12 protein-coding genes, 2 tRNA genes, 2 rRNA genes and 4 pseudogenes (1 of these 20 cut by a window edge) are annotated in these 25,318 nt (G+C 64.9%); 1 reads left to right on the plus strand and 19 read right to left on the minus strand.

What is annotated here, in order from left to right:
* The 12 genes and pseudogenes from murC to coq7 all read right to left on the minus strand — a co-directional run bounded on the left by murC (position 1) and on the right by coq7 (position 14,033).
* The gene (gene murC, locus ABFO07_RS16910) at positions 1-1,398 is read right to left on the minus strand and encodes a UDP-N-acetylmuramate--L-alanine ligase (protein WP_059564593.1); all 1,398 of its coding nucleotides are present in this window, start codon (positions 1,396-1,398) and stop codon (positions 1-3) included.
* The gene (gene murG, locus ABFO07_RS16915) at positions 1,395-2,498 is read right to left on the minus strand and encodes an undecaprenyldiphospho-muramoylpentapeptide beta-N-acetylglucosaminyltransferase (protein ID WP_059878684.1); all 1,104 of its coding nucleotides are present in this window, start codon (positions 2,496-2,498) and stop codon (positions 1,395-1,397) included. Before murG ends, murC begins: the two co-directional genes overlap by 4 nt.
* Entirely contained in the window at positions 2,495-3,778 is a 1,284-nt protein-coding gene (ftsW, locus tag ABFO07_RS16920) for a putative lipid II flippase FtsW (protein ID WP_059809167.1), read from the minus strand. Before ftsW ends, murG begins: the two co-directional genes overlap by 4 nt.
* Positions 3,775-5,286, minus strand: a complete 1,512-nt coding sequence (gene murD, locus ABFO07_RS16925) for a UDP-N-acetylmuramoyl-L-alanine--D-glutamate ligase (protein WP_059923746.1) — start codon at positions 5,284-5,286, stop codon at positions 3,775-3,777. The genes ftsW and murD overlap by 4 nt, the downstream gene beginning before the upstream one ends.
* A 28-nt stretch (positions 5,287-5,314) precedes the next feature.
* Positions 5,315-6,484, minus strand: a complete 1,170-nt coding sequence (mraY, locus tag ABFO07_RS16930) for a phospho-N-acetylmuramoyl-pentapeptide-transferase (RefSeq protein WP_017333461.1) — start codon at positions 6,482-6,484, stop codon at positions 5,315-5,317.
* A gap of 16 nt (positions 6,485-6,500) precedes the next feature.
* Positions 6,501-7,909, minus strand: a pseudogene (locus ABFO07_RS16935) (UDP-N-acetylmuramoyl-tripeptide--D-alanyl-D-alanine ligase).
* On the minus strand, positions 7,906-9,444 hold the full coding sequence (locus ABFO07_RS16940) for a UDP-N-acetylmuramoyl-L-alanyl-D-glutamate--2,6-diaminopimelate ligase (RefSeq protein WP_060147671.1): 1,539 nt from the start codon (positions 9,442-9,444) through the stop codon (positions 7,906-7,908). Before ABFO07_RS16940 ends, ABFO07_RS16935 begins: the two are co-directional and overlap by 4 nt.
* Positions 9,441-11,288 (minus strand): peptidoglycan D,D-transpeptidase FtsI family protein, encoded by a 1,848-nt coding sequence (locus tag ABFO07_RS16945; RefSeq protein ID WP_059878676.1) that lies wholly within the window; start codon positions 11,286-11,288, stop codon positions 9,441-9,443. Before ABFO07_RS16945 ends, ABFO07_RS16940 begins: the two co-directional genes overlap by 4 nt.
* Positions 11,285-11,629 carry a cell division protein FtsL gene (gene ftsL / locus ABFO07_RS16950; protein ID WP_059878673.1) on the minus strand — a complete coding sequence of 115 codons (345 nt, stop codon included), beginning with the start codon at positions 11,627-11,629 and terminating at the stop codon, positions 11,285-11,287. The genes ABFO07_RS16945 and ftsL overlap by 4 nt, the downstream gene beginning before the upstream one ends.
* Positions 11,626-12,567 (minus strand): 16S rRNA (cytosine(1402)-N(4))-methyltransferase RsmH, encoded by a 942-nt coding sequence (rsmH, locus tag ABFO07_RS16955; protein WP_059564618.1) that lies wholly within the window; start codon positions 12,565-12,567, stop codon positions 11,626-11,628. Before rsmH ends, ftsL begins: the two co-directional genes overlap by 4 nt.
* Before the next feature lie 23 nt (positions 12,568-12,590).
* Positions 12,591-13,019, minus strand: a complete 429-nt coding sequence (gene mraZ / locus ABFO07_RS16960) for a division/cell wall cluster transcriptional repressor MraZ (protein ID WP_006400450.1) — start codon at positions 13,017-13,019, stop codon at positions 12,591-12,593.
* Positions 13,020-13,406: 387 nt separating this feature from the next.
* Positions 13,407-14,033 (minus strand): 2-polyprenyl-3-methyl-6-methoxy-1,4-benzoquinone monooxygenase, encoded by a 627-nt coding sequence (gene coq7, locus ABFO07_RS16965; RefSeq protein WP_059564619.1) that lies wholly within the window; start codon positions 14,031-14,033, stop codon positions 13,407-13,409.
* Positions 14,034-14,317: 284 nt separating this feature from the next.
* Here coq7 and ABFO07_RS16970 point away from each other — a divergent pair.
* Positions 14,318-15,471: pseudogene (locus ABFO07_RS16970) on the plus strand (porin).
* Positions 15,472-15,696: 225 nt separating this feature from the next.
* On the opposite strand, the pseudogene ltrA reads toward ABFO07_RS16970, so the two are convergent.
* From ltrA to ABFO07_RS17005, 7 genes and pseudogenes are all read right to left on the minus strand, one after another.
* A pseudogene (ltrA, locus tag ABFO07_RS16975) lies at positions 15,697-17,068 on the minus strand (group II intron reverse transcriptase/maturase).
* Between the two features lie 427 nt (positions 17,069-17,495).
* Positions 17,496-19,169, minus strand: coding sequence for a long-chain fatty acid--CoA ligase (locus ABFO07_RS16980; protein ID WP_059889647.1), 1,674 nt, complete (start codon positions 19,167-19,169; stop codon positions 17,496-17,498).
* A 135-nt stretch (positions 19,170-19,304) separates the two neighbouring features.
* Positions 19,305-21,381: pseudogene (locus ABFO07_RS16985) on the minus strand (molybdopterin-containing oxidoreductase family protein).
* A gap of 324 nt (positions 21,382-21,705) precedes the next feature.
* Positions 21,706-21,818: ribosomal RNA gene (gene rrf / locus ABFO07_RS16990) — 5S ribosomal RNA — on the minus strand.
* A gap of 186 nt (positions 21,819-22,004) precedes the next feature.
* Positions 22,005-24,886, minus strand: a 23S ribosomal RNA gene (locus ABFO07_RS16995).
* Between the two features lie 281 nt (positions 24,887-25,167).
* A tRNA-Ala gene (locus tag ABFO07_RS17000) sits at positions 25,168-25,243 on the minus strand.
* Positions 25,244-25,278: 35 nt separating this feature from the next.
* Positions 25,279-25,318: transfer RNA gene (locus ABFO07_RS17005), tRNA-Ile, on the minus strand; it runs 37 nt beyond the window's last position.

A 25,318-nucleotide genomic window follows, 5' to 3' on the forward strand; every position in this document is an offset into this window, starting at 1 on the left:
TCATGCCTTCTGTTGTGTGTGCTGCGCGAGCTTCGCCGGCACGCCGCCGATCGAGCCCGCACCCATCGTGATCACCACGTCGCCGTTGCGGGCGACCTTCGTCAATGCGTCCGGCACGTCGTCGACCGTCGCGACGAACACCGGGTCGACCTTGCCCACCGTGCGCAGCGCGCGCGACAGCGCATCGCCGTTGGCGGTCGTGATCGCCGCCTCGCCCGCCGCGTAGACCTCGGTCAGCACCAGCGCATCGACCGTCGACAGCACGTTGACGAAATCGTCGAAGCAGTCGCGCGTGCGCGTGTAGCGGTGCGGCTGGAACGCCAGCACGAGGCGGCGGCCCGGAAACGCGCCGCGCGCGGCCGCGATCGTCGCCGCCATCTCGACCGGGTGATGGCCGTAGTCGTCGATCAGCGTGTAGGCGCCGCCGTCCGCCGCCGGCACCTCGCCGTAGCGCTGGAAGCGCCGGCCCACGCCGTTGAATTCCGCGAGCGCCTGCTGGATCGCGTCGTCCGCCACGCCGAGATCCGTCGCGATCGCGATCGCCGCGAGCGCGTTCTGCACGTTGTGCAGGCCCGGCAGGTTCAGCACGACCGCGAGCGGCGCGCGCCCTTCGCGGATCACCGTGAAATGCATGCGGCCGTCGCGCGCGTCGATGTCTTCCGCGCGCACCTGCGCGTCCGGCGACAGCCCGTAGCGCACCACCGGCTTCGAGATGAACGGGATGATCTGCCGCACGTTCGGATCGTCGATGCACACGACCGCGCTGCCGTAGAACGGCAGGCGCTGCGTGAATTCGATGAACGCCTGCTTGAGCCGCGCGAAATCGTGGCCGTAGGTGTCCATGTGGTCGGCGTCGATGTTCGTGATGACTTCGATCACCGGATACAGGTTCAGGAACGACGCGTCCGACTCGTCGGCCTCGGCGACGATGAAGTCGCCCGTGCCGAGCCGCGCGTTCGCGCCGGCGCTGATCAGCCGCCCGCCGATCACGAAGGTCGGGTCGAGGCCGCCCGCGGCGAGCACGCTCGCGACGAGGCTGGTGGTCGTGGTCTTGCCGTGCGTGCCGGCGATCGCGATGCCCTGCTTCAGGCGCATCAGCTCGGCGAGCATCACCGCGCGCTGCACGATCGGCACGCGCTTCGCGCGCGCGGCCAGCACTTCCGGGTTGTCCGAGCGCACGGCCGTCGATACGACGACCGCGTTCGCGCCCTCGATGTTCGCCGCGTCGTGGCCGATCGCGATGCGCGCGCCGAGCGCCTCGAGGCGATCCGTCACCGCATTGCGCGACAGGTCCGAGCCGCTGACCTGGTAGCCGAGATTGACGAGCACTTCCGCGATGCCGCTCATGCCGGCGCCGCCGATCCCGACGAAATGGATGTGTTTGACGATGTGTTTCATTGCAGTTGTTCCAGGTTCGCACCGGCCACCTTCGCGCAGACCCGCGCGACTTCATCGGTGGCATCCGGCTTCGCCAGCGAGCGCGAACGCTCCGCCATGTCCGCGAGCGACGCCCGCGACTGGCTGCGCAGCCAGTCGGCGAGCAACTCGGCCGACAGGTCGCGTTGTTGCACCAGGACCGCCGCGCCCGCCTCGGCGAGGAAGGCGGCGTTGGTCGTCTGGTGGTCGTCGACCGCGTACGGGAACGGCACGAACAGCGCCGCCACGCCCACCGCGGCGATTTCCGATACGGTCATCGCGCCCGAGCGGCAGATCACGAGATCCGCCGCCGCATAGGCGGCCGCCATGTCGTCGATGAACGGCACGAGCCGCACGTCGTCGCCCGCCACGAAACCGGCCGCGTCGTAGTTCGCCTTCAGCGCTTCGATGTGCTTCGCGCCCGCCTGGTGCACGATGCGCGGCCGCTCGCCGGGCGCCAGTTGCGCCAGCGCGCGCGGCACGACTTCGTTCAGCGCGGCGGCGCCGAGGCTGCCGCCGACGACCAGCACGTTCAGCGGCCCGCTGCGCGCCGCATAGCGTGCCTGGGGCGGCGCCGTGCGTGCAAGTTCCGCGCGAATCGGGTTGCCGGTCCATTCGGCGTGCGGCAGCGCGTCCGGGAACGCGACGAGCACGCGCTTCGCGAGCTTCGCAAGCACCTTGTTCGCGAGGCCCGCGATCGAATTCTGTTCGTGCAGCACGAGCGGACGGCCGGACAGCGCCGTCATCACGCCCGCCGGGAACGTGATGTAGCCGCCCATCCCGAGCACCACGTCCGGCCGCACCCGGCGCAGCGCGCCGAGGCTCTGCCAGCAGGCGCGCAGCAGGTTGAACGGCAACTGCAGCTTGGTCTTCAGCCCCTTGCCGCGCACGCCGCCGAACCGCACGTACTCCATCGGGATGCCGTGCTTCGGCACGAGCGTCGCTTCCATCCCGGCCGGATTGCCGAGCCACACGACGCGCCAGCCCGCCGCTTCCATCCGGTGCGCGACCGCGAGCCCCGGGAACACGTGGCCCCCGGTGCCGCCTGCCATCACCATCAACGTGCGCCGTGCCGCGGTCATACCTTCCCTCCGCGCATCAGCACCCGGTTCTCGTAATCGACCCGCAGCAGTACCGCGAGCGCGACGCAGTTCAGCAGGATGCCCGAGCCGCCGTAGCTCACGAGCGGCAGCGTCAGGCCCTTGGTCGGCAACAGGCCGAGGTTCACGCCCATGTTGATGAACGCCTGCGCGCCGAACCAGATGCCGACGCCCTTCGCGGTCAGGCCGGCGAACGTGCGGTCGAGCGCGAGCGCCTGGCGGCCGATCTCGAACGCGCGGCGCACGATCCAGTAGAACAGCAGGATCACCACCATCACGCCGACGAAGCCGAGTTCCTCGCCGATCACCGCGAGGATGAAGTCGGTATGCGCTTCCGGCAGGTAGTTCAGCTTCTCGACGCTGCCGCCGAGGCCGACGCCGAACCATTCGCCGCGGCCGAACGCGATCAGCGAGTGCGTGAGCTGGTAGGCCTTGCCCTGCGCGTAGCGCTCGTCCCACGGGTCGAGATACGCGAAGATCCGCTCGCGACGCCACGGCGACAGCCAGACGAGCATCGTGAACGTGCCGACCGCCGTCGCGACGAGGCCGCCGAACAGCTTGCCGTTCACGCCGCCGAGGAACAGCACGCCCATCGCGATCGCGGCGATCACCATGAACGCGCCCATGTCCGGCTCGAGCAGCAGCAGCGCGCCGACGAGGCCGACCGCGCAGGCCATCGGCAGGAAGCCCTTCGCGAAGCTCTGCATGTATTCCTGCTTGCGCACCGTGTAGTTCGCCGCGTAGATCGTCACCGCGAGCTTCATGACTTCCGACGGCTGCATGTTCGTGATGCCGAGCGGGATCCAGCGGCGCGCGCCGTTCACGCCCTTGCCGACGTGCGGGATCAGCACGATCACGAGGCTGACCAGCGCGATCAGGAAGAGATGCGGCGCGTACTTGTCCCACGTCGACACCGGCACGCGGAACGCGATCACCGCCGCGACGAACGCGACGACGAGCGACACGCAGTGGCGCAGCAGGAACGCGTAATCGCGATACGACGCGTATTTCGGCGAATCCGGCATCGCGATCGACGCCGAATACACCATCACGACGCCGAGCCCGATCAGCGCGATCGCGACCCACAGCAGCGAGTAGTCGAAGTCGAGCATCCGCGAGCGGCTCGGCCGCACGCCGTTGACGACGCTCGCGAGCCCGCCCGTCGCGGCCCGCGTGGCCGACGCGACGCGGCCGCCGGCGGCATTGCCGCCAGCGTCGCGCTGACCGGTGAAACGGGAGGCAAGGCGATCCGACCAGCTCATGGCGTCGCTCCTTTATCGAGGGCGAGATCGTCCACCGCGCGACGGAACACCTCCGCGCGATGGGCATAGCTCTTGAACATGTCGAAGCTCGCGCAGGCAGGCGACAGCAGCACCGCGTCGCCCGGCTCCGCGAGGCTGCCGGCCGCGCGCACCGCTTCTTCGAGCGTCGCATGATCGGCGAGCGGCACGCCCGTTTCCGCGAGCGCGTCGCGAATCGCCGGCGCGTCGCGGCCGATCAGCAGCACCGCGCGGCACCAGCGTGCGACCGGCGCCGCGAGCGGCGTGAAATCCTGGCCCTTGCCGTCGCCGCCGGCGATCAGCACGATCCGCTGCGCGAGACCGTCGAGCGCCGCAACCGTCGCGCCGACGTTCGTGCCCTTGCTGTCGTCGACGTAGTCGACGTCGTCGAGCGTCGCGATCAGCTCGACGCGGTGCGCCTCGCCGCGGTATTCGCGCAGCGCATGCAGCAGCGGCGCGGCCGGCAGGTCGATCGCGCGCGCGAGCGCGAATGCGGCAAGCGCGTTCGCCGCGTTGTGCAGGCCGCGGATGCGCAGCGCGTCGGCCGGCATCAGGCGCTTTTGCGCGATGTCCGGCGTGTGCGCCGCTTCCCGCTTGCGGCGGCGGCCCGTCGCCGGCTCGTCGGTCGCGTCGCGATCGATCGCCTCGACGAGCCATGCGATGCCGTTGTCGCGCGACAGCCCGTAATCGCCTTCGTGCGCCGGCTCGTTCAGCCCGAACGTGACCGTGCGCGCCGCATCGGCCGCGCCCGCGGCCGGCGCGAACTTCATCACCGCCGCGTCGTCGCGGTTCAACACGCGCGTGGTCGTCGCGCCGAAGATCCGGCCCTTGGCCGCCGCATACGCGTCGAAGCTGCCGTGCCAGTCGAGGTGGTCCTGCGTGATGTTGAGGATCGCGGCCGCGTCCGGCGCGAAGGTGCGCGCGGTCTCGAGCTGGAAGCTCGACAGTTCGAGCACCCAGACGTCCGGCAGCGCGGTGGCGTCGATCGCGGCCGCAAGCCGGTCGAGCATCGCCGGGCTGATGTTGCCCGCCACGCCGACCTTCTTGCCCGCGCGCTCGCACAACAGGCCGGTGAGGCTCGTCGTCGTGGTCTTGCCGTTGGTGCCCGTGATCGCCAGCACCTTCGGCTGATAGCCGCTCGCGCCGAGCGCGCGCAGCGCCTGCGCGAAGAACTCCAGCTCGCCCCACACCGCCACGCCGCGCTCGCCGGCCGCCGCGATCAGCGCCGCGAGCGCCGGCTCGAGCGGCGACAGGCCGGGGCTCAGCCCGACGATCTCGACGCCGCCGTCGAGCAGCGCGGGCGTGAACGGCCCGCCGACGAATTCCGCATCGATGCCTTCGGCCTGCAGCGCGGCAAGGTTCGGCGGCGCCTCGCGGGTATCGGCAATACGCAGGCGGCACCCGTGCCTCGCGCACCACCGCGCGATCGCGAGGCCCGATTCGCCGAGCCCCAGCACCAGCACCATCGGCCGTTGCCGATCTCCAAACATCTCGCCAGACATCCTTGTTACCTTTCCTTTACCGCAGCTTGAGGGTGGTCAGACCGAACAGGCACAGCATCAGCGTGATGATCCAGAAACGCACGACCACCTGCGTTTCCTTCCAGCCGGACAATTCGAAATGGTGATGCAGCGGCGCCATCTTCAGCAGGCGCCGCCCTTCGCCGTAGCGCTTCTTCGTGTACTTGAACCACGAAACCTGCAGCATCACCGACAGCGTTTCCGCGACGAAGATGCCGCCCATGATGAACAGCACGATTTCCTGGCGCACGATCACCGCGACCGTGCCGAGCGCGCCGCCGAGCGCCAGCGCGCCGACGTCGCCCATGAACACCTGCGCGGGGTGCGTGTTGTACCAGAGGAACGCGAGCCCTGCCCCGCCCATCGCGGAACAGAAGATCAGCAGCTCGCCCGCGCCCGGGATGTGCGGGAACAGCAGGTATTTCGAGTAGACCGCGCTGCCCATCACGTACGCGAACACGCCCAGCGATGCGCCGACCAGCACGACCGGCATGATCACGAGGCCGTCGAGGCCGTCGGTCAGGTTCACCGCGTTGCTCGCGCCGACGATCACGAAGTAGGTCAGCACGATGAAGCCCCATACGCCGAGCGGGTAGCTGATCGACTTCAGGAACGGCAGCATCAGGTCGGCACGCGCCGGCAGCCCCATCGACAGGCCGCTCCGCACCCACGCCATGAACAGGTCGAACACGCGCACGTTGTTCGCCTCGGACACGCTGAATGCGAGGTAGACGGCTGCGAACAGGCCGATCACCGACTGCCAGAAATACTTCTCGCGCGACGACATCCCGCGCGGGTCCTTGTGGACGACCTTGCGGTAGTCGTCGACCCAGCCGATCACGCCGAAGCCGAACGTGACGAGCATCACGATCCAGATGAAGCGGTTCGTCAGGTCGCCCCACAGCAGCGTCGCGACCGCGATGCCGATCAGGATCAGCACGCCGCCCATCGTCGGCGTGCCGGACTTGACGAGGTGAGTCTGCGGGCCGTCCTTGCGCACGGCCTGCCCGACCTTCATCGCGGTCAGCTTGCGGATCACCCACGGTCCGCACACGAGCCCGATCCCGAGCGCGGTGATGGTGGCCATCACCGCACGGAACGTGAGGTACGTGAACAAGCGCAAAAAGCTTGCGTCGCCCTGCAGCCATTGCGCCAGCGCCAGCAGCATGCTTCCTTCCTTCTACTCAGTGTGCGGCGGGCGCCGTGCCCGCCGCGGGTTGGTTCGTCAGCGCGTCGACCACGCGCTCCATCTTCATGTACCGCGATCCCTTCACGAGCACCGTCGCCTGCGCGCCGTAGCCCGCCGCCTGCAGCGCGACAACCAGCGCGTCGACGTCGCCGAAATGGCGGGCCGCGTCGCCGTATGCCGAGCATGCGTCGCGCGACGCGTCGCCGAGCGCGAACAGCGCATCGATGCCGCGCTCGCGCGCATACGCGCCCACCTCGCGGTGGAACGCCGGGCCCTCGTCGCCGACCTCGCCCATGTCGCCGATCACCAGCACGCGCGGCGCCGGCTGCGACGCGAGCACGTCGATCGCCGCGCGCATCGAATCGGGGTTCGCGTTGTAGGTATCGTCGACGACCGTCGCGCCTGCGAGGCTGCCGACGCTCGCCTGCCGGACCTGCAGGCGACCCTTGACGGGCTCGAATGCCTCCAGGCCCTGCTTGATCGCCGCGGGCTCGACGCCCGCCGCCAGCGCCGCGGCCGTTGCCGCGAGCGCGTTGCGCGCGTTGTGCTCGCCGAGCGCGCGCAGCCGCACCGCGATCGGCCCGGCCGGCGTGTCGATCGCGAGCTCGCCGCCGTGCAGCCGGCCCGTCACCTGCGCCGCGGCCTGCCGCTCGCCGTCGTGCAGCGCGAAGTCGACGATCGGGTTGCCGGTCGCCGCGACGCGCCAGATGCCCGCATACGCGTCGTCGGCCGGGAACACCGCGACGCCGTCCGGCGCCAGCGCATGGATCACGGCCGCATGTTCGAGCGCGACGGCTTCGACCGTCGCCATGAATTCCTGGTGCTCGCGCTGCGCGTTGTTGACGAGCGCGACCGTCGGCGCCGTGATGCGCGCGAGCACGTCCGTCTCGCCCGGGTGATTCATCCCGAGCTCGATCACCGCCAGCCGGTGCGAAGCGTTCAGGCGCAGCAGCGTCAACGGCAGGCCGACGTCGTTGTTGAGGTTGCCGGCCGTCGCGAGCCGCGCCTGCGCGCCTGCCGCGGCGGCGAAGATCGACGCGATCATTTCCTTGACGGTCGTCTTGCCGTTGCTGCCCGTCACCGCGACCACCGGCAACGCGAATCGTTTGCGCCAGCCGTGTGCAAGGGCGCCGAGTGCGGCCCGTGTTTCGCCGCCCTCGATCGTCGGCATCGCGAGGCCCCCGCCGGCGTGTGCGCGACGAGCGCCGCGGCCGCGCCGCGCGCCGCGACGTCGCCGAGGAAATCGTGCGCGTCGAAGCGCTCCCCTTTCAGCGCGACGAACAGGTCGCCCGGGCCCGCCGTGCGGCTGTCCGTCGACACGCGCTCGAACGTCACGCCCGCGTCGCCCCTGACGGTCGCGCCGGGAATCAGGCGCGCGGCTTCACCAAGGCTCAGCATCGTCATTCGCCACCTCCCTTGCCGTGCGTCGCGCGCGCCGCGAGCGCAAGCCGCGCGTGGTCCTGGTCGGAGAATGTGCGCTTCTTGCCCATGATTTCCTGCGTTGCCTCGTGCCCCTTGCCGGCCAGCACGACGACGTCCTCGCGCGCCGCGCCGCGCACCGCCTGCAGGATCGCGCTCGCGCGGTCCTCGATGCGGCGCGCGTTGCCGGGCGCGCGCATGCCGGCGACGACCTGGTCGATGATGTGCTGCGGATCCTCGCTGCGCGGGTTGTCGCTCGTGACGACCACCTCGTCGGCCAGCCGCTCGGCAATCGCCCCCATCAGCGGGCGCTTGGTCGCGTCGCGGTCACCGCCGCAGCCGAACATGCAGACGAGCGCGCCGCCGCGCGCGGCGGCGATCGGGCGCAGCGCGTCGAGCGTCTTCTCGAGCGCGTCGGGCGTATGCGCGTAGTCGATCACGACGAGCGGCTCGTCGTTCTGCAGGCGGCCGCCGAGGCGCTGCATCCGGCCGTTGACCGACTCGAGCCGCGCGATCTCGGCCAGCGCCGCATCGAACGGCACGTCGGCCGCGAGCAGCGTGCCGAGCACCGCGAGCAGGTTGCTGATGTTGAAGGTGCCGAGCGTGCCGACTTCGACGTCCGCGTCGCCCCACGACGATCGCAGGCGGAACGCGGTGCCGGTCGCGGTCGCGCGCACGTCGTGCGCCGTCAGGTCGCGATCGGCGCCGGCCGCCGGTGCATCGCCGATTCCGTATGCAATCGTGCGCACGCGCCCGGCCAGCTTTTCGAGCACGCGGCGGCCCGCCGAATCGTCGCGATTGACGACCGCGGCGCGCAGCCCGCGCCATGCGAACAGCTTCGCCTTCGCGGCTTCGTATGCGTCGAACGTGCCGTGATAGTCGAGGTGATCCTGCGTGAGGTTCGTAAACACCGCGATGTCGAACGCGGTGCCGTTCACGCGCCCCTGATGCAGCGCGTGCGACGACACCTCCATCGCCACCGCCTTCGCGCCCGCGTCGCGCAGTTGCGCGAGGCTGCGCTGCAGCTGCGGCGCGTCGGGCGTCGTGAAGCCGGTCGGCACGAGGTGGCCCGGCATCCCGCTGCCGAGCGTGCCGATCAGCGCGCACGGCTGATGCAGCGCGGTCAGCGCGGCGGCGATCCAGTGCGTGCACGACGTCTTGCCGTTGGTGCCCGTGACACCCACCGTGAGCAGGCTGTCGCTCGGGTCGCCATACCAGCCGCTGGCGATGTCGCCGGCGAGCTCGTTCAGCGCCGGCACCGCGAGCGCGAGCGGCGCGGCCGGCGCCGCGGCGAGGCCGTCCGGCTGATACAGCACGGCGGCCGTGCCGCCTGCGACGGCGTCGGGAATGAAAGCGCGATTGTCTGCCCCGTCGACCGCGTACGCGAGAAACACGTCGCCGGCCTTCAGGCTGCGCGTATCCGCATGCAATTGCGCCGCGGGGGCCACATGCTGACGCAGCCACGCAAGCGCGGCTGCGATTTGCTGGTGCGCCGGATGGGAACTGCGAGCGGCGCTCATCGAATCACTCCAGGAGAATTGCGTGTCGTACTGGACACGATCATATGCTTCGCTCCCGCGCCCGCGGCGAGCTTTTGCGGCCCGCCCGCGGCCGGCGCGGGGGCCGTATCGTCGGACACCACCAGCTGCTTGACCGGCATGTTCGGCGGTACGTTCAGCGCGCGCAGCGCATCGCCCGCGATCGTCGAGAACACCGGCCCCGACACCTGCCCGCCGAAGTGGCTGCCGGCCGTCGGCTCGTCGACCGACACGGCGACCACGATGCGCGGATTCGGCATCGGCGCCATGCCGACGAACGACGCCCGGTACTTGCGGGTGTAGCCGTGGCCTTCGTGCTTGTACGCGGTACCGCTCTTGCCGCCGACGCGGTAGCCCGGCACGGCGGCGTCGGGCGACGTGCCGCCCGGCGCGACGACGGTCTCGAGCATCGCACGCACCTGGCGCGCGGTGGACGGCGCGAAGATCTGCGGCCCCGTGACCGGCTGCGCGGTGTCGGTCTTGAAGATCGTCACCGGCATCAGCTCGCCGTCGTGCGCGATCGCGGTGTACGCGCGCGCGAGCTGGAACAGCGACGCGGACAGGCCGTAGCCGTACGACATCGTCGCCTGCTCGATCCGGCGCCAGTTCTTCCACGGCCGCAGGCGGCCGGCCGCCGCCCCCGGGAAGCCGACCTTCGGCGCCTGGCCGAGCCCGATGCTCGTATACATATTCCACATTTCCTCGGGCTTCATCGTCATCGCGATCTTCGTCGCGCCGATGTTGCTCGATTTCTGGATCACGCCGCCGACGGTCAGCGTGCCGAAGCCCGCGTCGTCGGTAATCGGTGCGCCGTCCAGCACGAAGCGGCCGCCGCCCGTCTCGACGAGCGTGTTCGGCGTCACGCGATGCAGGTCGAGCGCGAGCGACACCGTAAACGGCTTCATGATCGAGCCCGGCTCGAACACGTCGGTCAGGATCCGGTTGCGCAGCTGCTCGCCGGTCAGGTGCGAGCGGTCGTTCGGGTTGTACGTCGGATAGTTGACGAGCGCGAGCACCTCGCCGGTACGCACGTCGACGACCATCGCCGCCCCCGCCTTCGCCTTGAACTTCTCGACCGCGGATTTCAGGTTCGCGTACGCGATGTACTGGATCTTGCTGTCGATCGACAGGTCGACGTCGGTGCCGTTGTGCGGCGGCAGTTGCTCGGCGACGTCCTCGACGATGTGGCCGAGCCGGTCCTTGATGACGCGGCGCACGCCCGACGTGCCGGACAGAAGCTTCTGGTCGCCCAGCTCGACGCCTTCCTGGCCCTCGTCCTCGACGTTCGTGAAGCCGATCAGGTGCGCGGTGATCTCGCCTTCCGGATAGAAGCGCTTGTATTCGTTGCGCTGGTACACACCCGGGATGTCGAGCGCCGCGACCTTGTCCGCGATGTCGGTCGGCACCTGGCGCTTCACGTAGACGAAACCCTTGTCTTCCGACAATTTCGCGCGCAGCTCCTTCTGCGTCATGCCGAGCAGCGTGCCGAGCCGGTTGACCTTGTCCGCGCCGAGATCGTCCGGCACGGCGTCCGGAATCGCCCAGATCGCGCGCACCGGCAGGCTCGTCGCGAGCACGAGGCCGTTGCGGTCGAGGATCTTGCCGCGCGTCGCCGGCAGCTCGATCGTGCGCTGGTAGCGGCTTTCGCCCTGCTTCTGATAGAAACCGTTGCCGGGCCCCTGGATCCAGAACGCGCGCGCGGCGAGCGCGACGAACGCCATGAACAGCAGGAACACGACGAGCTTGGAGCGCCACATCGGCAGGTGCACCGACAGCACCGGGCTCGACGCGAACTTCACGTTCTGGCGCTTCTGCGACGGCTTCATCGCGCGCTCCCCCTGGCCTTGCCCGCGGCCGCATCCGCGGATGCCGGGATCGGCGCGTCGATCGCGTTCGCGGCGCCCGGCTGCAGCGTCAGGTACTGCGTGCGGCCGGTCGTGATCGACTGCATCTTCAGCGAATCGTTCGCGAGCTGCTCGATGCGCGACGTCTTCGACAGCGCGCTCTGCTGATACTGAAGCTGCGCGTAGTCCTGCTGGAGCTGGCGCTCCTGCGACTGCGCGCGCTGAAGCTGGATGAAAAACTGGCGCTGCTGGTTCGTCGAATTGACGACCGACAGCGCGCAGCCCATCACGATGATCAGAAGGAAGATATTGAAGCGGCTCATGGCGCGACGCGCTCCGCAATGCGCATCACGGCCGAGCGGGCGCGCGGGTTCGCGGCCACTTCCGCATCGCTCGGGAATTTGCGGCCGATCACCTTCAACGGGGGGCTCGGGAGGTCGACGGCGCGGATCGGCAGGCGACGATCGACCGCCGGCGCACTGGCGTGCGCCTGCATGAATCGCTTGACGATCCGGTCCTCGAGTGAATGAAAGCTGATGACCACCAGCCGCCCCCCTTGCTCCAGCAACGACAATGCCGCGTCTAGTACGACTTGCAGGTCCGCAAGCTCTTGATTGACGTGAATCCGTATAGCCTGAAAGGTGCGGGTTGCCGGATCCTTGCCCTTCTCACGGGTTTTGACGACGTGACCCACGATTTGGGCAAGCTCGCCCGTGGTGTCGAGAGGCCCAAGACGGTCGGACTCTGCCCGGCGAGCAACAAGCGCCTTTGCAATCTGAAAAGCAAACCGTTCTTCCCCATAATCCCGTATCACCTCCGTCAGTTCCTGCAGCGACGCCCGCGCGAGCCACTCGGCCGCCGACTCGCCACGCGTCGGATCCATGCGCATGTCCAGCGGGCCGTCCGCGCGGAAGCTGAAGCCTCGCTGCGGATCGTCCACCTGCGGCGAGGACACGCCCAGGTCCAGCAACACACCCGACACCTTCTCGACACCGCGCGCCGCCAGCGCGCCCCGCATCGACGCAAAGCTGTCATGCACGATCGAGAAGCGCGCATCCTCGATGCCCTGCGCCGTCTCGATCGCACGCGGATCCTTGTCGAACGCGATCAGCCGGCCGGCCGCCCCGAGCCGCGCGAGCACCGCGCGGCTGTGACCACCCCGCCCGAACGTGCCGTCGACGTAGGTTCCGTCCGGCCGCGTCACGAGCGCATCGACCGCTTCGTCCAACAGCACCGTCCGATGCTGCAATTCATTTCCCATCGCGGGCGTCTCCGTCACCGCAATCAGAACGTGAAATTCTTCAGCGCGTCGGGCATGCCCTGCGCCATCGCTGCCTGCTCCTTCGCGATGTAGGTCTGCGAATCCCACAGCTCGAAGTGACTACCCATTCCCAACAACATGACTTCCTTTTCCAGCCCGGCCGCCATGCGCAGCTCGGGCGATACGAGAATCCGGCCCGCGCTGTCGAGATCGACATCCATCGCATTGCCGAGAAAAATCCGCCGCCACCAGTGCGCATCCATCGGCAGCGCGGCGATCTTGGCGCGGAACACTTCCCATTCGGGGCGCGGAAACAGCAACAGGCAGCCGTCCGGGTGCTTGGTCACAGTCACCCGTCCTTCTGCCTGTCCTTGCAGCGCTTCGCGATAGCGAGCCGGCACCGACATCCGCCCTTTCGCATCGAGCGTCAGCGCCGACGCCCCTTGGAACACTTTCCGCTCTCCCGTTCAGGGCACCGAAGCACCCGCTCAGTGCTGAGAATTTAGCCCGAATAGCCCGCCAAATCACACAAAAATACACTTTCTCACACTGTCTCCCACTTTAGAGGAAGGGTGTAGCACGGTCAAGGGAGCGGCCCGGTTTTTTGACGAATTTTGTTAGTTAGAACAAGGACTTACGCGCACATCCTCATGCGCCCCCTTATTCTAAAAACCGTTATAAATGAATGAGCTAGTGCAACTTGTGAAGGTGATACGTGAACAAGGCTGGCCAGATGGGCGTGCGGACGGGGCTTTCGGGGGCGGGAAAACGCGGAAAAAGCGGGCGGTATCGGCAGGCTCGATGGCAGAGCGGCGAACCTCGCCGCCCCACGGATTTCGTCAGAGATAGTACGCAGTGCTCGTCATGACTTTCGACGCCGCACGCATCAACATCCGCGCCGGCAGCGGCAGCTCGATGCCGCCCGCGTCGGTCGCGGCCTTGCCGTGTTTCACCTCGTCGATGCGCATCTGGTCGACGATCGCGCGCGACGCGGTATCGGTCGCCGGCAGATCCGACAGATGACCTTCCAGATGGCTTTCGACCTGGCGTTCGGTCTCGGCCATGAAGCCGAGGCTCACCTTGTCGCCGAGCGTCCCGGCCGCGACGCCGATCGCCAGCGCGCCCGCGTACCACAGCGGGTTGAGCAGGCTCGGGCGCGAATCGAGCTCCTTCAGCCGGTGCGCGGTCCACGCGAGGTGATCCTCTTCCTCGCGCGCGGCCTCCTCGAACATCGCCTTGGCACCCGACGTGCGGGCGGTCAGCTTCTGCGCCTGATACAGCGCCTGCGCGCAGATCTCGCCGACATGATTCACGCGCATGAGCCCGGCGGCATGCGTGCGCTCCGCCGGCGTCAGCTCGACGGCCGGGGGTTCGGCCGGCGCCGGCACGGGGCGGCTCATGCGGCTTACGCCCGTCAGCGACCGCAGGCCGCGGTCGAATTCGCTGATCAGTTCATCCAACACCATCCTGTTCTCCTGGCTGCTTTGCTCGCGCTTCCACACGCGGCGAAAACGCGTGTCCGCTACGTAACCGACTTGATTCTTCAGCGGAAATTGCGGTTAACCCGTGATTTTAACCATTGTTGCATAAAGGAAACATGGCGGCTTCCGGGCGAGGCGTTTCGCTTTGTGGCAAAAAGTCCTTTTGCTACATTACGTCGGACTTCACGCGAAGTTGAGGCGGGGATCATCGGCAGAACATAACTATTTGCCCCGCAACAAAAAATTCAGTGTTTCTTGGAGATCCGTTAATGAAAAAGTCGCTTCTCGCGCTCGTCGCGCTGGGCGCGTTCGCTGGCGCTGCCCACGCGCAAAGCACCGTGACGCTCTACGGCATCATCGATGAAGGCTTCATGTTCAACAACAATGCCAAGGGCAAGCATTTGTACTCCATGGCGAGCGGCGTGATGCAGGGCAGCCGCTGGGGCCTGCGCGGCACGGAAGACCTGGGCGGCGGCCTGAAGGCAGTCTTCGTGCTCGAGAATGGCTTTGACGTGAACACGGGCGCACTCAAGCAGGGCGGCCTCGAGTTCGGCCGTCAGGCGTACGTCGGCCTGTCGAGCGGCTTCGGCACGGTCACGCTGGGCCGCCAGTACGACTCCGTCGTCGACTTCGTCGGCCCGCTCGAGGCAGGCGACCAGTGGGGCGGCTACATCGCCGCGCACCCGGGCGACGTCGACAACTTCAACAACGCGTACCGCGTGAACAACGCGATCAAGTACACGAGCCCGACCTACAACGGCTTCTCGTTCGGCGGCGTGTACAGCCTCGGCGGGCAAGCCGGCCAGTTCGCGAAAAACCAGGTCTGGTCGCTCGGCGCCGGCTACAACAACGGCCCGCTGGTCCTCGGCGTCGGCTACCTGAACGCGCGTACGCCGGGCAACTTCGGCGGCATGTTCAACAACGGCGCGAACGCATCGACGTCTGTTGCATCGACGCCGGTCTACGGCGCCTACGCGAACAACGCGAACACGTACCAGGTCTTCGGTGCAGGTGGCGCATACACGTTGGCGCGGCAACGATCGGTGCGACGTACTCGAACACGAAGTTCAAGAACTTCACCGCGGGCCTGTACTCCGGCACGGCGACGTTCAACAACGGCGAAATCAACTTCAAGTATCAGCTGACCCCGGCGCTGATCCTGGGCGCGGCATACGACTACACGCAGGGCAGCAAGATCGCCGACGCGTCGGCAGCCAAGTACCACCAGGGCTCGCTTGGCGTCGACTACTTCCTGTCGAAGCGCACCGACGTCTACGTGATCGGCGTGTACCAGCACGCATCGGGCAATACGCTCAACGCGAAGGGCGAGATCGTCCCGGCGACCGCAGCGATCAACGGCCTCGACCAGTCGTCCACCAGCAACCAGGTGGCCGCTCGCGTCGGCATCCGTCACAAGTTCTAACCAGCTTGCCTGACAAGCCGCAGTATCTTGAAGGCGCCTTCGGGCGCCTTTTTCTTTTCCGGTGCGGCGGTCGTGCCGACGCCGGCCCGCGACCTGTCGTCCGCCCTGCCGCCCGCCATCCCAGGACCAGAAATCGGGATAGGGGCGGTCAGGCAGCAGCCTGACCGATCCCCTCCCACACCACCCGGCATGCGGGTCCGCACCGGGCGGTTCGAGCAGTTGAGGTTATGAGAGCCGGGGCACCCCGAGCCGGTCGAAGTAGGCCACGGGCATCGCTCGGTTCAGCATCTGATAGCTGTTGCGCCACCAGCAGCGGCTGTTCGCCGCCACCCTGCGCGCATCTTCGGCCGAGGCTCCCATGGCCAGCAACTCCCGATACATCGTCGTGCCACGGCGCCAGTGCTTGAGCTGCATCGCACGCAACCGGTGCCTGATCCACTCGTCGAGTTGACGGAACACCTTGGGCGTTTGTGCCAAGTGGAAGTACGCCTTCCAGCCCGGCACGTAAGCCCTCAATCGCTCCGCTACCTCTGGCAAGTTTCTCCCGCCCCAGCGGCGGGTCAGTTCCCGGATGCGTTGCTTGAAGGTCTTCAGGGTCTTTCGGGCCACCGCACATTTGATCCGGCCGCCCGTACCGCGCCACAGTTCGTAGCCCAGGAACTTGCGACCGGTCGCCTGTGCAACCGCCGTCTTCGCCTCGTTGACCCTCAGGTGAAGTCGGTCGTAGAGCTTGCGCAAACCATTCAGCACCCGTTCGCCCGCGCTGTGACTGCGCACGTACACATTGCAGTCGTCGGCGTAACGCACGAAGTGGTGGCCTCGCTTCTCCAGTTCCCGGTCCACCTCGTCCAGCAGCACATTGGCCAGCAGCGGCGACAGCGGCCCGCCTTGCGGCGTGCCTTCGTGTCGCTCCATGACCACTCCGCCATCCATGATCCCGGCCACGAGGTAGCGCCGAACCAGCCGCAGCACGGCCTTGTCCTCAATGCGCCTCGATAGTCGCTCCATCAGGATGTCGTGATTGACCCGATCGAAGAACTTCTCCAGGTCCACATCGACCACCACCCGGTAGCCGTCCTGTACGTGCCGTTGCGCCATCAGCACCCGCGTCACGCGCTCGACGCCCCGGCCGGAAGCCGTAGCTGTGTTCGGAGAAGGTCGGATCAATGATGGGTTGCAAGACTTGCAGCAGGGCTTGCTGGATCAGCCGATCCGTCACCGTCGGAATCCCCAGTTCACGCATCCCGCCACCAGGCTTCGGAATCTGGACTCGCCGCACCGGCGCGGGCCGGTAGCTTCCCTCCAGTAACGCTTCCCGAATCCGGGGCCAGTGCGTCTTCAGGTGTGCCGCCGTCTCGGCAATCGACTTCCCATCCACCCCGGCACTGCCACGATTGGCTTTGACGCGTTTCCACGCCATCACCAGATTCGCTCTCGCGAGCGCCTGCGACAGCAGACTGTCCCGCCCCAAGCCTCCGGTTTCGTGTCGCGCCGTCCGTGCTTCATCACGCCTCGCTTCCGGCTCGGCTTCACCTCGCCATCCCGCGTTGCGCGCTACCTGCGTAGCCTTCTGATGCCCTGCACGTCCGAACGACACGGCCTTCGGCCCTCCTGCTCGTTCAGCCCTTCGCCCTCAACCAGCGGCTACTACGGCCTCTGCTGACTTCTCGCTCCGGCTCGACACCGTCGCCCTTTCAGGCATAAGGCGAGTTCTCCCCAGGTAAGAACGCACTCCTTCATCGCACAACCGCCGCATTTACGCCGCCTCGCCTTGATCACGAGAGCTTCGCGGCTTCATGCCCGCTCGCCCTGCTCAGCAACGCCTTCTATGCGGTTCTTGTCCATCGGCTCGCGATTTACGCTCCACGCTTCCTCCCCACACTCGGTCGCCCTCATGCAGTTGCGCTTCGCTTCATTTGCCGTGACCAGCTTATGGCGGGACTTCCACCCGCAGGAGTGCGCCCATGCTGGGCGCACATGAAAAAGCCCGGCCGAAGCCGGGCTTGATTCATTCCGTTAGCGCGTCATGCGCGCCCGTCTCGCAATTCGCGCCGCAGGATCTTGCCGACGTTCGTCTTCGGCAATTCGGCGCGGAACTCGACGAACTTCGGCCGCTTGTAGCCGGTGAGCCGCTCCTTGCAGTACGCGAGAATATCCTTGTCGGTCAGCGCCGGATCCTTCTTCACGACGAACAGCTTCACCGCCTCGCCGGAATGCTCGTCCGGCACGCCGACCGCCGCCACCTCGAAGACGCCCGGGTGCGACGCCACCACGTCCTCGACCTCGTTCGGATACACGTTGAAGCCGGACACGAGGATCATGTCCTTTTTCCGGTCGACGATCTTCACGTAGCCGCGCGCATCCATCACGCCGACGTCGCCCGTCTTGAAGAAGCCGTCGGGGAACATGACCTTGGCGGTTTCCTCCGGGCGATTCCAGTAACCGGCCATCACCTGCGGCCCGCGGATGCAGATTTCGCCGGGCTCGCCGAGCGGAACTTCGTTGCCCGCGTCGTCGCGAATCGACACTTCGGTCGACGGCAGCGGCAAGCCGATCGTGCCGCTGTACTCGGTGGCCGTCACGGGGTTGCAGGTCGCGACCGGCGACGTCTCGGACAGGCCGTAGCCCTCGACGATCGCCGTGCGGGTCTTTTCATACCAGCGCTTCGCGACACCTTCCTGGATCGCCATGCCGCCGCCGTTCGCGATCACCAGTTTCGAAAGATCGAGCTGATCGAAATCCGGGTGGTTCAGCATCGCGTTGTAGAGCGTGTTGACGGCGGGAATCGTCGAGATCTGATAGCCCTTCAGTTCCTTGATCATGCCGGCGATATCGCGCGGGTTCGGGATCAGGATCCCCATGCCGCCGGTGCGCATCGTCAGGAAACCGCAGACGGTCAGCGCGAACACGTGGTAAAGCGGAAGCGCGACCACGGTCACGAACTGCTTCACGTCCGGATACTTCGCGTGTGCCGGGTGGTGCCACGCTTCGGCCTGCAGCACGTTCGAGACGATGTTCCGGTGCAGCAGCGTCGCGCCCTTCGCGACGCCGGTCGTGCCGCCCGTGTACTGCAGGAACGCGACGTCGTTCGGGCCGAGCTGCTGCGGCTTGAACGTCTGCCGCGCGCCTTCGGCGAGCGCGGCCTTGAAGCGCGTGTACGCCGGAAGCTGCCAGGCCGGCACCATCTTCTTGACGTTGCGCACCACATAATTGACGAGCCAGCCCTTGAGGCCCATCAGGTCGCCCATCGACGCGACGACCACGTGCTTGACGGCGGTATTCGCAATGACGGACTGCAGCGTCGCCGCAAAATTCTCGAGAATGACGATCGCTTCGGCGCCACTGTCCTTGAGCTGATGCTCGAGCTCACGCGGCGTATACAGCGGATTGACGTTCACGACGGTATAACCGGCTCGCAGCACCGCCGCGATCGCGACCGGGTACTGCAGCACGTTCGGCATCATGATCGCGACGCGGGCGCCCCGCGCCAGCCCGCGCGACTGCAGCCACGCGCCGAACTGGCGCGACAGCGTGTCGAGTTCGCGATACGTGATTGCCTTGCCCATGCAGACGAATGCCGTCCGGTCACGGTACTGGCTGAAGCTCTCTTCGAGCAGGCTGGCGACTGAGGGGTACGGAGACGCGTCAATTTCGGCTGGAACGCCGGGCGGGTACGATTTCAGCCAAATTTTTTCCATACTGCGCGTCTCCTCACGGATTTTCGAATGATCGTGCTGAAACGCATCGTAGCGGCTCGCCCGGCTTGAGACAACAGGGTTAGACACCCCCTTCGAACTTCCGGCGGGCCAGCGGACGCGTGCGACGAACCACCATCAAGTTCGCGCAACTTCGACCAAGCAGTCATAAAACGTCGCCGAATTGCCCAGATCGCTCAGCGCCTGGCTCGTTACCTCGTTCGCATTGCGGCCGTCCGGCGACAGTTTCTTCCACCAGATCGACAAACCGACCACAAGCCCGGGGCGTGCGCGGTCGGTCACCCGTGCGCGTGCCTGCATCGAACCCCGATCATTGAAAATGCGGACGAGATCGCCGTCGGTAATCCCGCGCGCGCCCGCGTCGTCGGGATGGATGTCTAGATGCGGCTGGCCTTCCGTATTGCGCAGGCTGTCGACGTTGACGAACGTGCTGTTCAGGAAATTGCGGGCCGGCGGCGAGATCATCGCCAGCGGGTATCGCACCGCGAGCTCGGGCGCCGCCTCCGCCGACTCGAATGGCGGCAGATAGTCCGGGACGGGATCCATGCCCAGCTCCGCCAGGACCGAGCTGTAGAACTCGCATTTGCCCGAAGGCGTGCGGAAGCCGCCGTTCGCGAACGGTGCATCGGGCAGCTTGAGCTTGACCCACCCCGCCTGCTTCAGCGTATCCCAGTCACTGTCGAGCGTCGGGTCGTCCCACCGGAGCGCCGCGCGCGCGACGTCCTCATCGCTCTCGTAAAGCGCCGGCTCGTCGAGCCCCATGCTGCGCGCAATGCCCCGGAAAATCTCCGTGTTCGGCCGCGTGTCACCTATCGGGGGAATCGCCGGCAGGTTGGCCATCACGTAGGTATGACCGTACGACTTGTGAACATCGAGATGCTCGAGCTGCGTAGTCGCCGGCAGCACAATATCGGCGAAATCGGCGGTATCTGTCTTGAAATGCTCGAGAACGACAGTGAACAGATCTTCGCGCGCGAACCCGGCGGCCACCTTCGACGAATCGGGCGCGACGGCAACCGGGTTCGAGTTGTAGACGATCATCGCTTCGACCTTGGGTCCGAACGATGCGTCGCGGGGGGTGCAGCAGCGCGTCCCCGATCGCGTTCATGTTGATTACGCGCGGCAGCTTGTGCGGCCAGCCCGGCATCAGGTCGGGACGCAGCAGCGCCGGCTGATTGACCGGCGCCCATTCCGACGAAGACAGCAGCAAGCCGCCGGCCCGGTCTCGCCACGCCCCTGTCAGCGCGGGCAAACTGGCAATTGCGCGCACCGCATTGCCGCCACCGCGGACGCGCTGCATGCCATAGTTGAGCCGAATCGACGCCTTGCGGGTAGCGCCGTAGCGGCGCGCGAGGTCGACCAGTTCGGCTGCATCGATACCGCAGATCTCCGCCACCCGTTCCGGCGAATAGGACATCGCTCGCGCCTTGAGCGCATCGAATCCAACCGTGTGGCGCTCGATGTAGTCATGATCGAGCAGGTTTTCGGTGATCAGCACATGCATCATGCCGAGCGCGAATGCGCCGTCGGTTCCGGGCTTCAATGCGATGTGCTGGTGGCATTTCTCCGCGGTAAGCGAACGATAAGGATCGATCGCGACAAGATGCGCACCGCGTCGTTTCGCCTCCTGGGCCCGAGTCCAGAAATGCAGGCTCGACGCAATCGGATTCGCGCCCCAGATCAGGATCAGTTCGCTCTCCTCGAAGTACTCGAGATGCATCCCGAGACTTCCGCCATACGTATAGCGCAGCCCGGCCGCGCCCGCGGCCGCGCAGATCGCACGCTCGAGCCGCGACGCGCCCAGCTTGTGGAAGAAGCGTTGCGCAATGCCTTCGCCCTGCACGAGCCCCATCGTTCCCGCGTAGCTGTAAGGCACGATGGCCTCCGGCGCGCGCTTCGCAATGTTGCCGAGACGGCGGCCGATTTCATCGAATGCTTCGTTCCAGCTGATCGGCGCAAAACGTCCTTCGCCTTTGGCGCCGATACGCTTGAGCGGGACGGTCAGGCGATCCGGATGATGCACCCGATCGGCATAGCGGCTGACTTTGGTGCACAACACGCCCTGTGTCGGCGGATGATCGGGGTCGCCGGAGACCTTGAGCGCCTTGCCGTTTTCGACCGTCACGCGCATCGCGCACGTATCCGGACAGTCATGAGGGCAAACGGCTCGCGCGAACTGGGTGGGAGCGTTCATTGTTTTGTACGCGGATATGGGGATGTGAAGATTTTACGGCCACGGTGAGCGGCGACCGTCTATTTTGCGCCGAGAAATTGCCTGGCGCTTTCGAGCGGAGTGGGCTGTACGGAGGTGATGGGCGGGAGCTCAGGCTGAGCAGCCCTGTTTGCGCTAACGGTAGTTGCGAGGAATCGAGGTGGCGCCCCTTGTCCGACGATGATCGCACCGGGCCTTTTTCGAAGAAGACTGTGCGCCCGGATGGGTGCCCCGCTCGCCACGCGCATTTCCGCGCCGCAAATGCAAAAACCCCCGCCGGTTAGGCGGGGGTTCTTGGCTTAGGGAGCCTGACGATTACCTACTTTCACACGGGAATCCGCACTATCATCGGCGTAGAGTCGTTTCACGGTCCTGTTCGGGATGGGAAGGGGTGGGACCGACTCGCTATGGTCATCAGGCAAAGAGGGTTGTCGCGCGGCTTCGCAGCGCGACCAATCGGGAAGAAGCAGTAATCTTGGTTGGGTTGTGAGTTGTACTCACACACATACGCGGTACTTCAACCGCAGTACGTCGAGTGCCTCGCACTCGACGCTCGATATCCGTAAGCGCTGAAGCGCTAACGGCTATCGAGACAGACTTGTTATAGGATCAAGCCTTACGGGCAATTAGTATCAGTTAGCTGAACGCATTACTGCGCTTACACACCTGACCTATCAACGTCCTGGTCTCGAACGACCCTTCAAGGGGATCAAGTCCCCAGGGATATCTCATCTTAAGGCGAGTTTCCCGCTTAGATGCTTTCAGCGGTTATCTCTTCCGAACATAGCTACCCGGCGATGCGACTGGCGTCACAACCGGTACACCAGAGGTTCGTCCACTCCGGTCCTCTCGTACTAGGAGCAGCCCCCTTCAAATATCCAACGCCCACGGCAGATAGGGACCAAACTGTCTCACGACGTTTTAAACCCAGCTCACGTACCTCTTTAAATGGCGAACAGCCATACCCTTGGGACCGGCTACAGCCCCAGGATGAGATGAGCCGACATCGAGGTGCCAAACACCGCCGTCGATATGAACTCTTGGGCGGTATCAGCCTGTTATCCCCAGAGTACCTTTTATCCGTTGAGCGATGGCCCTTCCATACAGAACCACCGGATCACTATGACCTGCTTTCGCACCTGCTCGACTTGTCGGTCTCGCAGTTAAGCACGCTTATGCCATTGCACTATCAGCACGATTTCCGACCGTACCTAGCGTACCTTCGTACTCCTCCGTTACGCTTTGGGAGGAGACCGCCCCAGTCAAACTGCCTACCATGCACTGTCCCCGACCCGGATCACGGGCCAAGGTTAGAACCTCAAACAAACCAGGGTGGTATTTCAAGGACGGCTCCACCGAAACTAGCGTTCCGGTTTCATAGCCTCCCACCTATCCTACACAGATCGGTTCAAAGTCCAATGCAAAGCTACAGTAAAGGTTCATGGGGTCTTTCCGTCTAGCCGCGGGTAGATTGCATCATCACAAACACTTCAACTTCGCTGAGTCTCGGGAGGAGACAGTGTGGCCATCGTTACGCCATTCGTGCAGGTCGGAACTTACCCGACAAGGAATTTCGCTACCTTAGGACCGTTATAGTTACGGCCGCCGTTTACCGGGACTTCAATCAAGAGCTTGCACCCCATCATTTAATCTTCCGGCACCGGGCAGGCGTCACACCCTATACGTCCACTTTCGTGTTTGCAGAGTGCTGTGTTTTTATTAAACAGTCGCAGCCACCAGTTTATTGCAACCCCTTCACCCTCCTGGCGCAGGCCAGTCAAGCTACAAGGGCGTACCTTATCCCGAAGTTACGGTACCAATTTGCCGAGTTCCTTCTCCCGAGTTCTCTCAAGCGCCTTAGAATACTCATCTCGCCCACCTGTGTCGGTTTGCGGTACGGTCACTGTTAAACTGAAGCTTAGAGGCTTTTCTTGGAACCACTTCCAATTGCTTCGCTCCCTAGGGAGCTCGCGCCACACCCTTGAATCCTGCGCCCGGATTTGCCTAAGCGCCTTCTCCAATGCAGCGACCGGGACTTCCAACACCCGGACAACCTTCCGCGATCCGTCCCCCCATCGCATTTAACAATGGTGCAGGAATATTGACCTGCTTCCCATCAGCTACGCATTTCTGCCTCGCCTTAGGGGCCGACTCACCCTACGCCGATGAACGTTGCGTAGGAAACCTTGGGCTTACGGCGAGGGGGCCTTTCACCCCCTTTATCGCTACTCATGTCAGCATTCGCACTTCCGATACCTCCAGCACCCTTTACAAGGCACCTTCGCAGGCTTACGGAACGCTCTCCTACCATGCGTGCAAAGCACGCATCCGCAGCTTCGGTATATAGCTTAGCCCCGTTACATCTTCCGCGCAGGACGACTCGATCAGTGAGCTATTACGCTTTCTTTAAAGGGTGGCTGCTTCTAAGCCAACCTCCTGACTGTTTTAGCCTTCCCACTTCGTTTCCCACTTAGCTATATTTGGGGACCTTAGCTGGCGGTCTGGGTTGTTTCCCTCTTGACACCGGACGTTAGCACCCGATGTCTGTCTCCCGTGATTGCACTCTTCGGTATTCGGAGTTTGCTATGGCGGGGTAATCTGCAATAGACCCCCCAACCATGACAGTGCTCTACCCCCGAAGGTGAGACACGAGGCACTACCTAAATAGTTTTCGGAGAGAACCAGCTATTTCCAGGTTTGTTTAGCCTTTCACCCCTATCCACAGCTCATCCCCTAACTTTTCAACGTTAGTGGGTTCGGACCTCCAGTACGTGTTACCGCACCTTCATCCTGGCCATGGATAGATCACCTGGTTTCGGGTCTACGCCCAGCAACTGAACGCCCTATTCGGACTCGCTTTCGCTACGCCTGCCCTATATGGTTAAGCTTGCTACTGAACGTAAGTCGCTGACCCATTATACAAAAGGTACGCCGTCACCCCTTACGAGGCTCCGACTGTTTGTATGCATGCGGTTTCAGGATCTATTTCACTCCCCTCCCGGGGTTCTTTTCGCCTTTCCCTCACGGTACTGGTTCACTATCGGTCGATCACGAGTATTTAGCCTTGGAGGATGGTCCCCCCATCTTCAGACAGGATTTCACGTGTCCCGCCCTACTTGTCGTACACCTAGTTCTTTCATACTGTTTTCGCCTACAGGGCTATCACCTGCTATGGCCGCACTTTCCAGAGCGTTCGGCTAACAATACAAATAAAGAGTACAAGGCTCATCCCATTTCGCTCGCCACTACTTTGGGAATCTCGGTTGATTTCTTTTCCTGCGGTTACTTAGATGTTTCAGTTCACCGCGTTCGCTTCACTGGACCTATGTATTCAGTCCAGGATGACCCAAAAGGGCCGGGTTTCCCCATTCGGACATCTACGGATCAAAGCTCGTTTGCCAGCTCCCCGTAGCTTTTCGCAGGCTACCGCGTCCTTCATCGCCTGTGATCGCCAAGGCATCCACCACATGCACTTGTTCGCTTGACCCTATAACGAGTCTGTCTCGTTACAGGTTGAGTTCTCGCGTTGTGCCGTATTCCAATTGAGCCGAACATTAAGTTCGAATCATCTTGAGATACATCGATACAATCACAACCCGGATAGTTTCCACGTCCATCTCAAGACGCTTCCGCTATCCAAATTACTTACTTCTTCCAGATTGTTAAAGAACGACAGCCGATATGGTGTTACTCATATCACTCTGACTGGCTCAATCGCCAATGCAAAGCGCTCGCTGATTGTTTCAGCAAACTCTTGGCATTGAAGATTGGTGGAGGCAGACGGGATCGAACCGACGACCCCCTGCTTGCAAAGCAGGTGCTCTCCCAGCTGAGCTATGCCCCCATACAGAGACTTCCCCAGGTTTCCACGTCAGACAATGGTGGGTCTGGTTGGATTCGAACCAACGACCCCCGCCTT

Origin of the sequence: Burkholderia stagnalis, from assembly GCF_039848545.1 — a bacterium.
GTDB classification, from domain to species: Bacteria; Pseudomonadota; Gammaproteobacteria; order Burkholderiales; family Burkholderiaceae; genus Burkholderia; species Burkholderia stagnalis.

Excerpts from the sequence above, each read along its gene's own strand:
- murC (WP_059564593.1), bottom strand. The coding sequence starts at position 1,398 with ATGAAACACATCGTCAAACACATCCATTTCGTCGGGATCGGCGGCGCC.
- murG (WP_059878684.1), bottom strand. The coding sequence starts at position 2,498 with ATGACCGCGGCACGGCGCACGTTGATGGTGATGGCAGGCGGCACCGGG.
- ftsW (WP_059809167.1), bottom strand. The coding sequence starts at position 3,778 with ATGAGCTGGTCGGATCGCCTTGCCTCCCGTTTCACCGGTCAGCGCGAC.
- murD (WP_059923746.1), bottom strand. The coding sequence starts at position 5,286 with ATGTTTGGAGATCGGCAACGGCCGATGGTGCTGGTGCTGGGGCTCGGC.
- mraY (WP_017333461.1), bottom strand. The coding sequence starts at position 6,484 with ATGCTGCTGGCGCTGGCGCAATGGCTGCAGGGCGACGCAAGCTTTTTG.
- ABFO07_RS16940 (WP_060147671.1), bottom strand. The coding sequence starts at position 9,444 with ATGAGCGCCGCTCGCAGTTCCCATCCGGCGCACCAGCAAATCGCAGCC.
- ABFO07_RS16945 (WP_059878676.1), bottom strand. The coding sequence starts at position 11,288 with ATGAAGCCGTCGCAGAAGCGCCAGAACGTGAAGTTCGCGTCGAGCCCG.
- ftsL (WP_059878673.1), bottom strand. The coding sequence starts at position 11,629 with ATGAGCCGCTTCAATATCTTCCTTCTGATCATCGTGATGGGCTGCGCG.
- rsmH (WP_059564618.1), bottom strand. The coding sequence starts at position 12,567 with ATGGGAAATGAATTGCAGCATCGGACGGTGCTGTTGGACGAAGCGGTC.
- coq7 (WP_059564619.1), bottom strand. The coding sequence starts at position 14,033 with ATGGTGTTGGATGAACTGATCAGCGAATTCGACCGCGGCCTGCGGTCG.
- ABFO07_RS16980 (WP_059889647.1), bottom strand. The coding sequence starts at position 19,169 with ATGGAAAAAATTTGGCTGAAATCGTACCCGCCCGGCGTTCCAGCCGAA.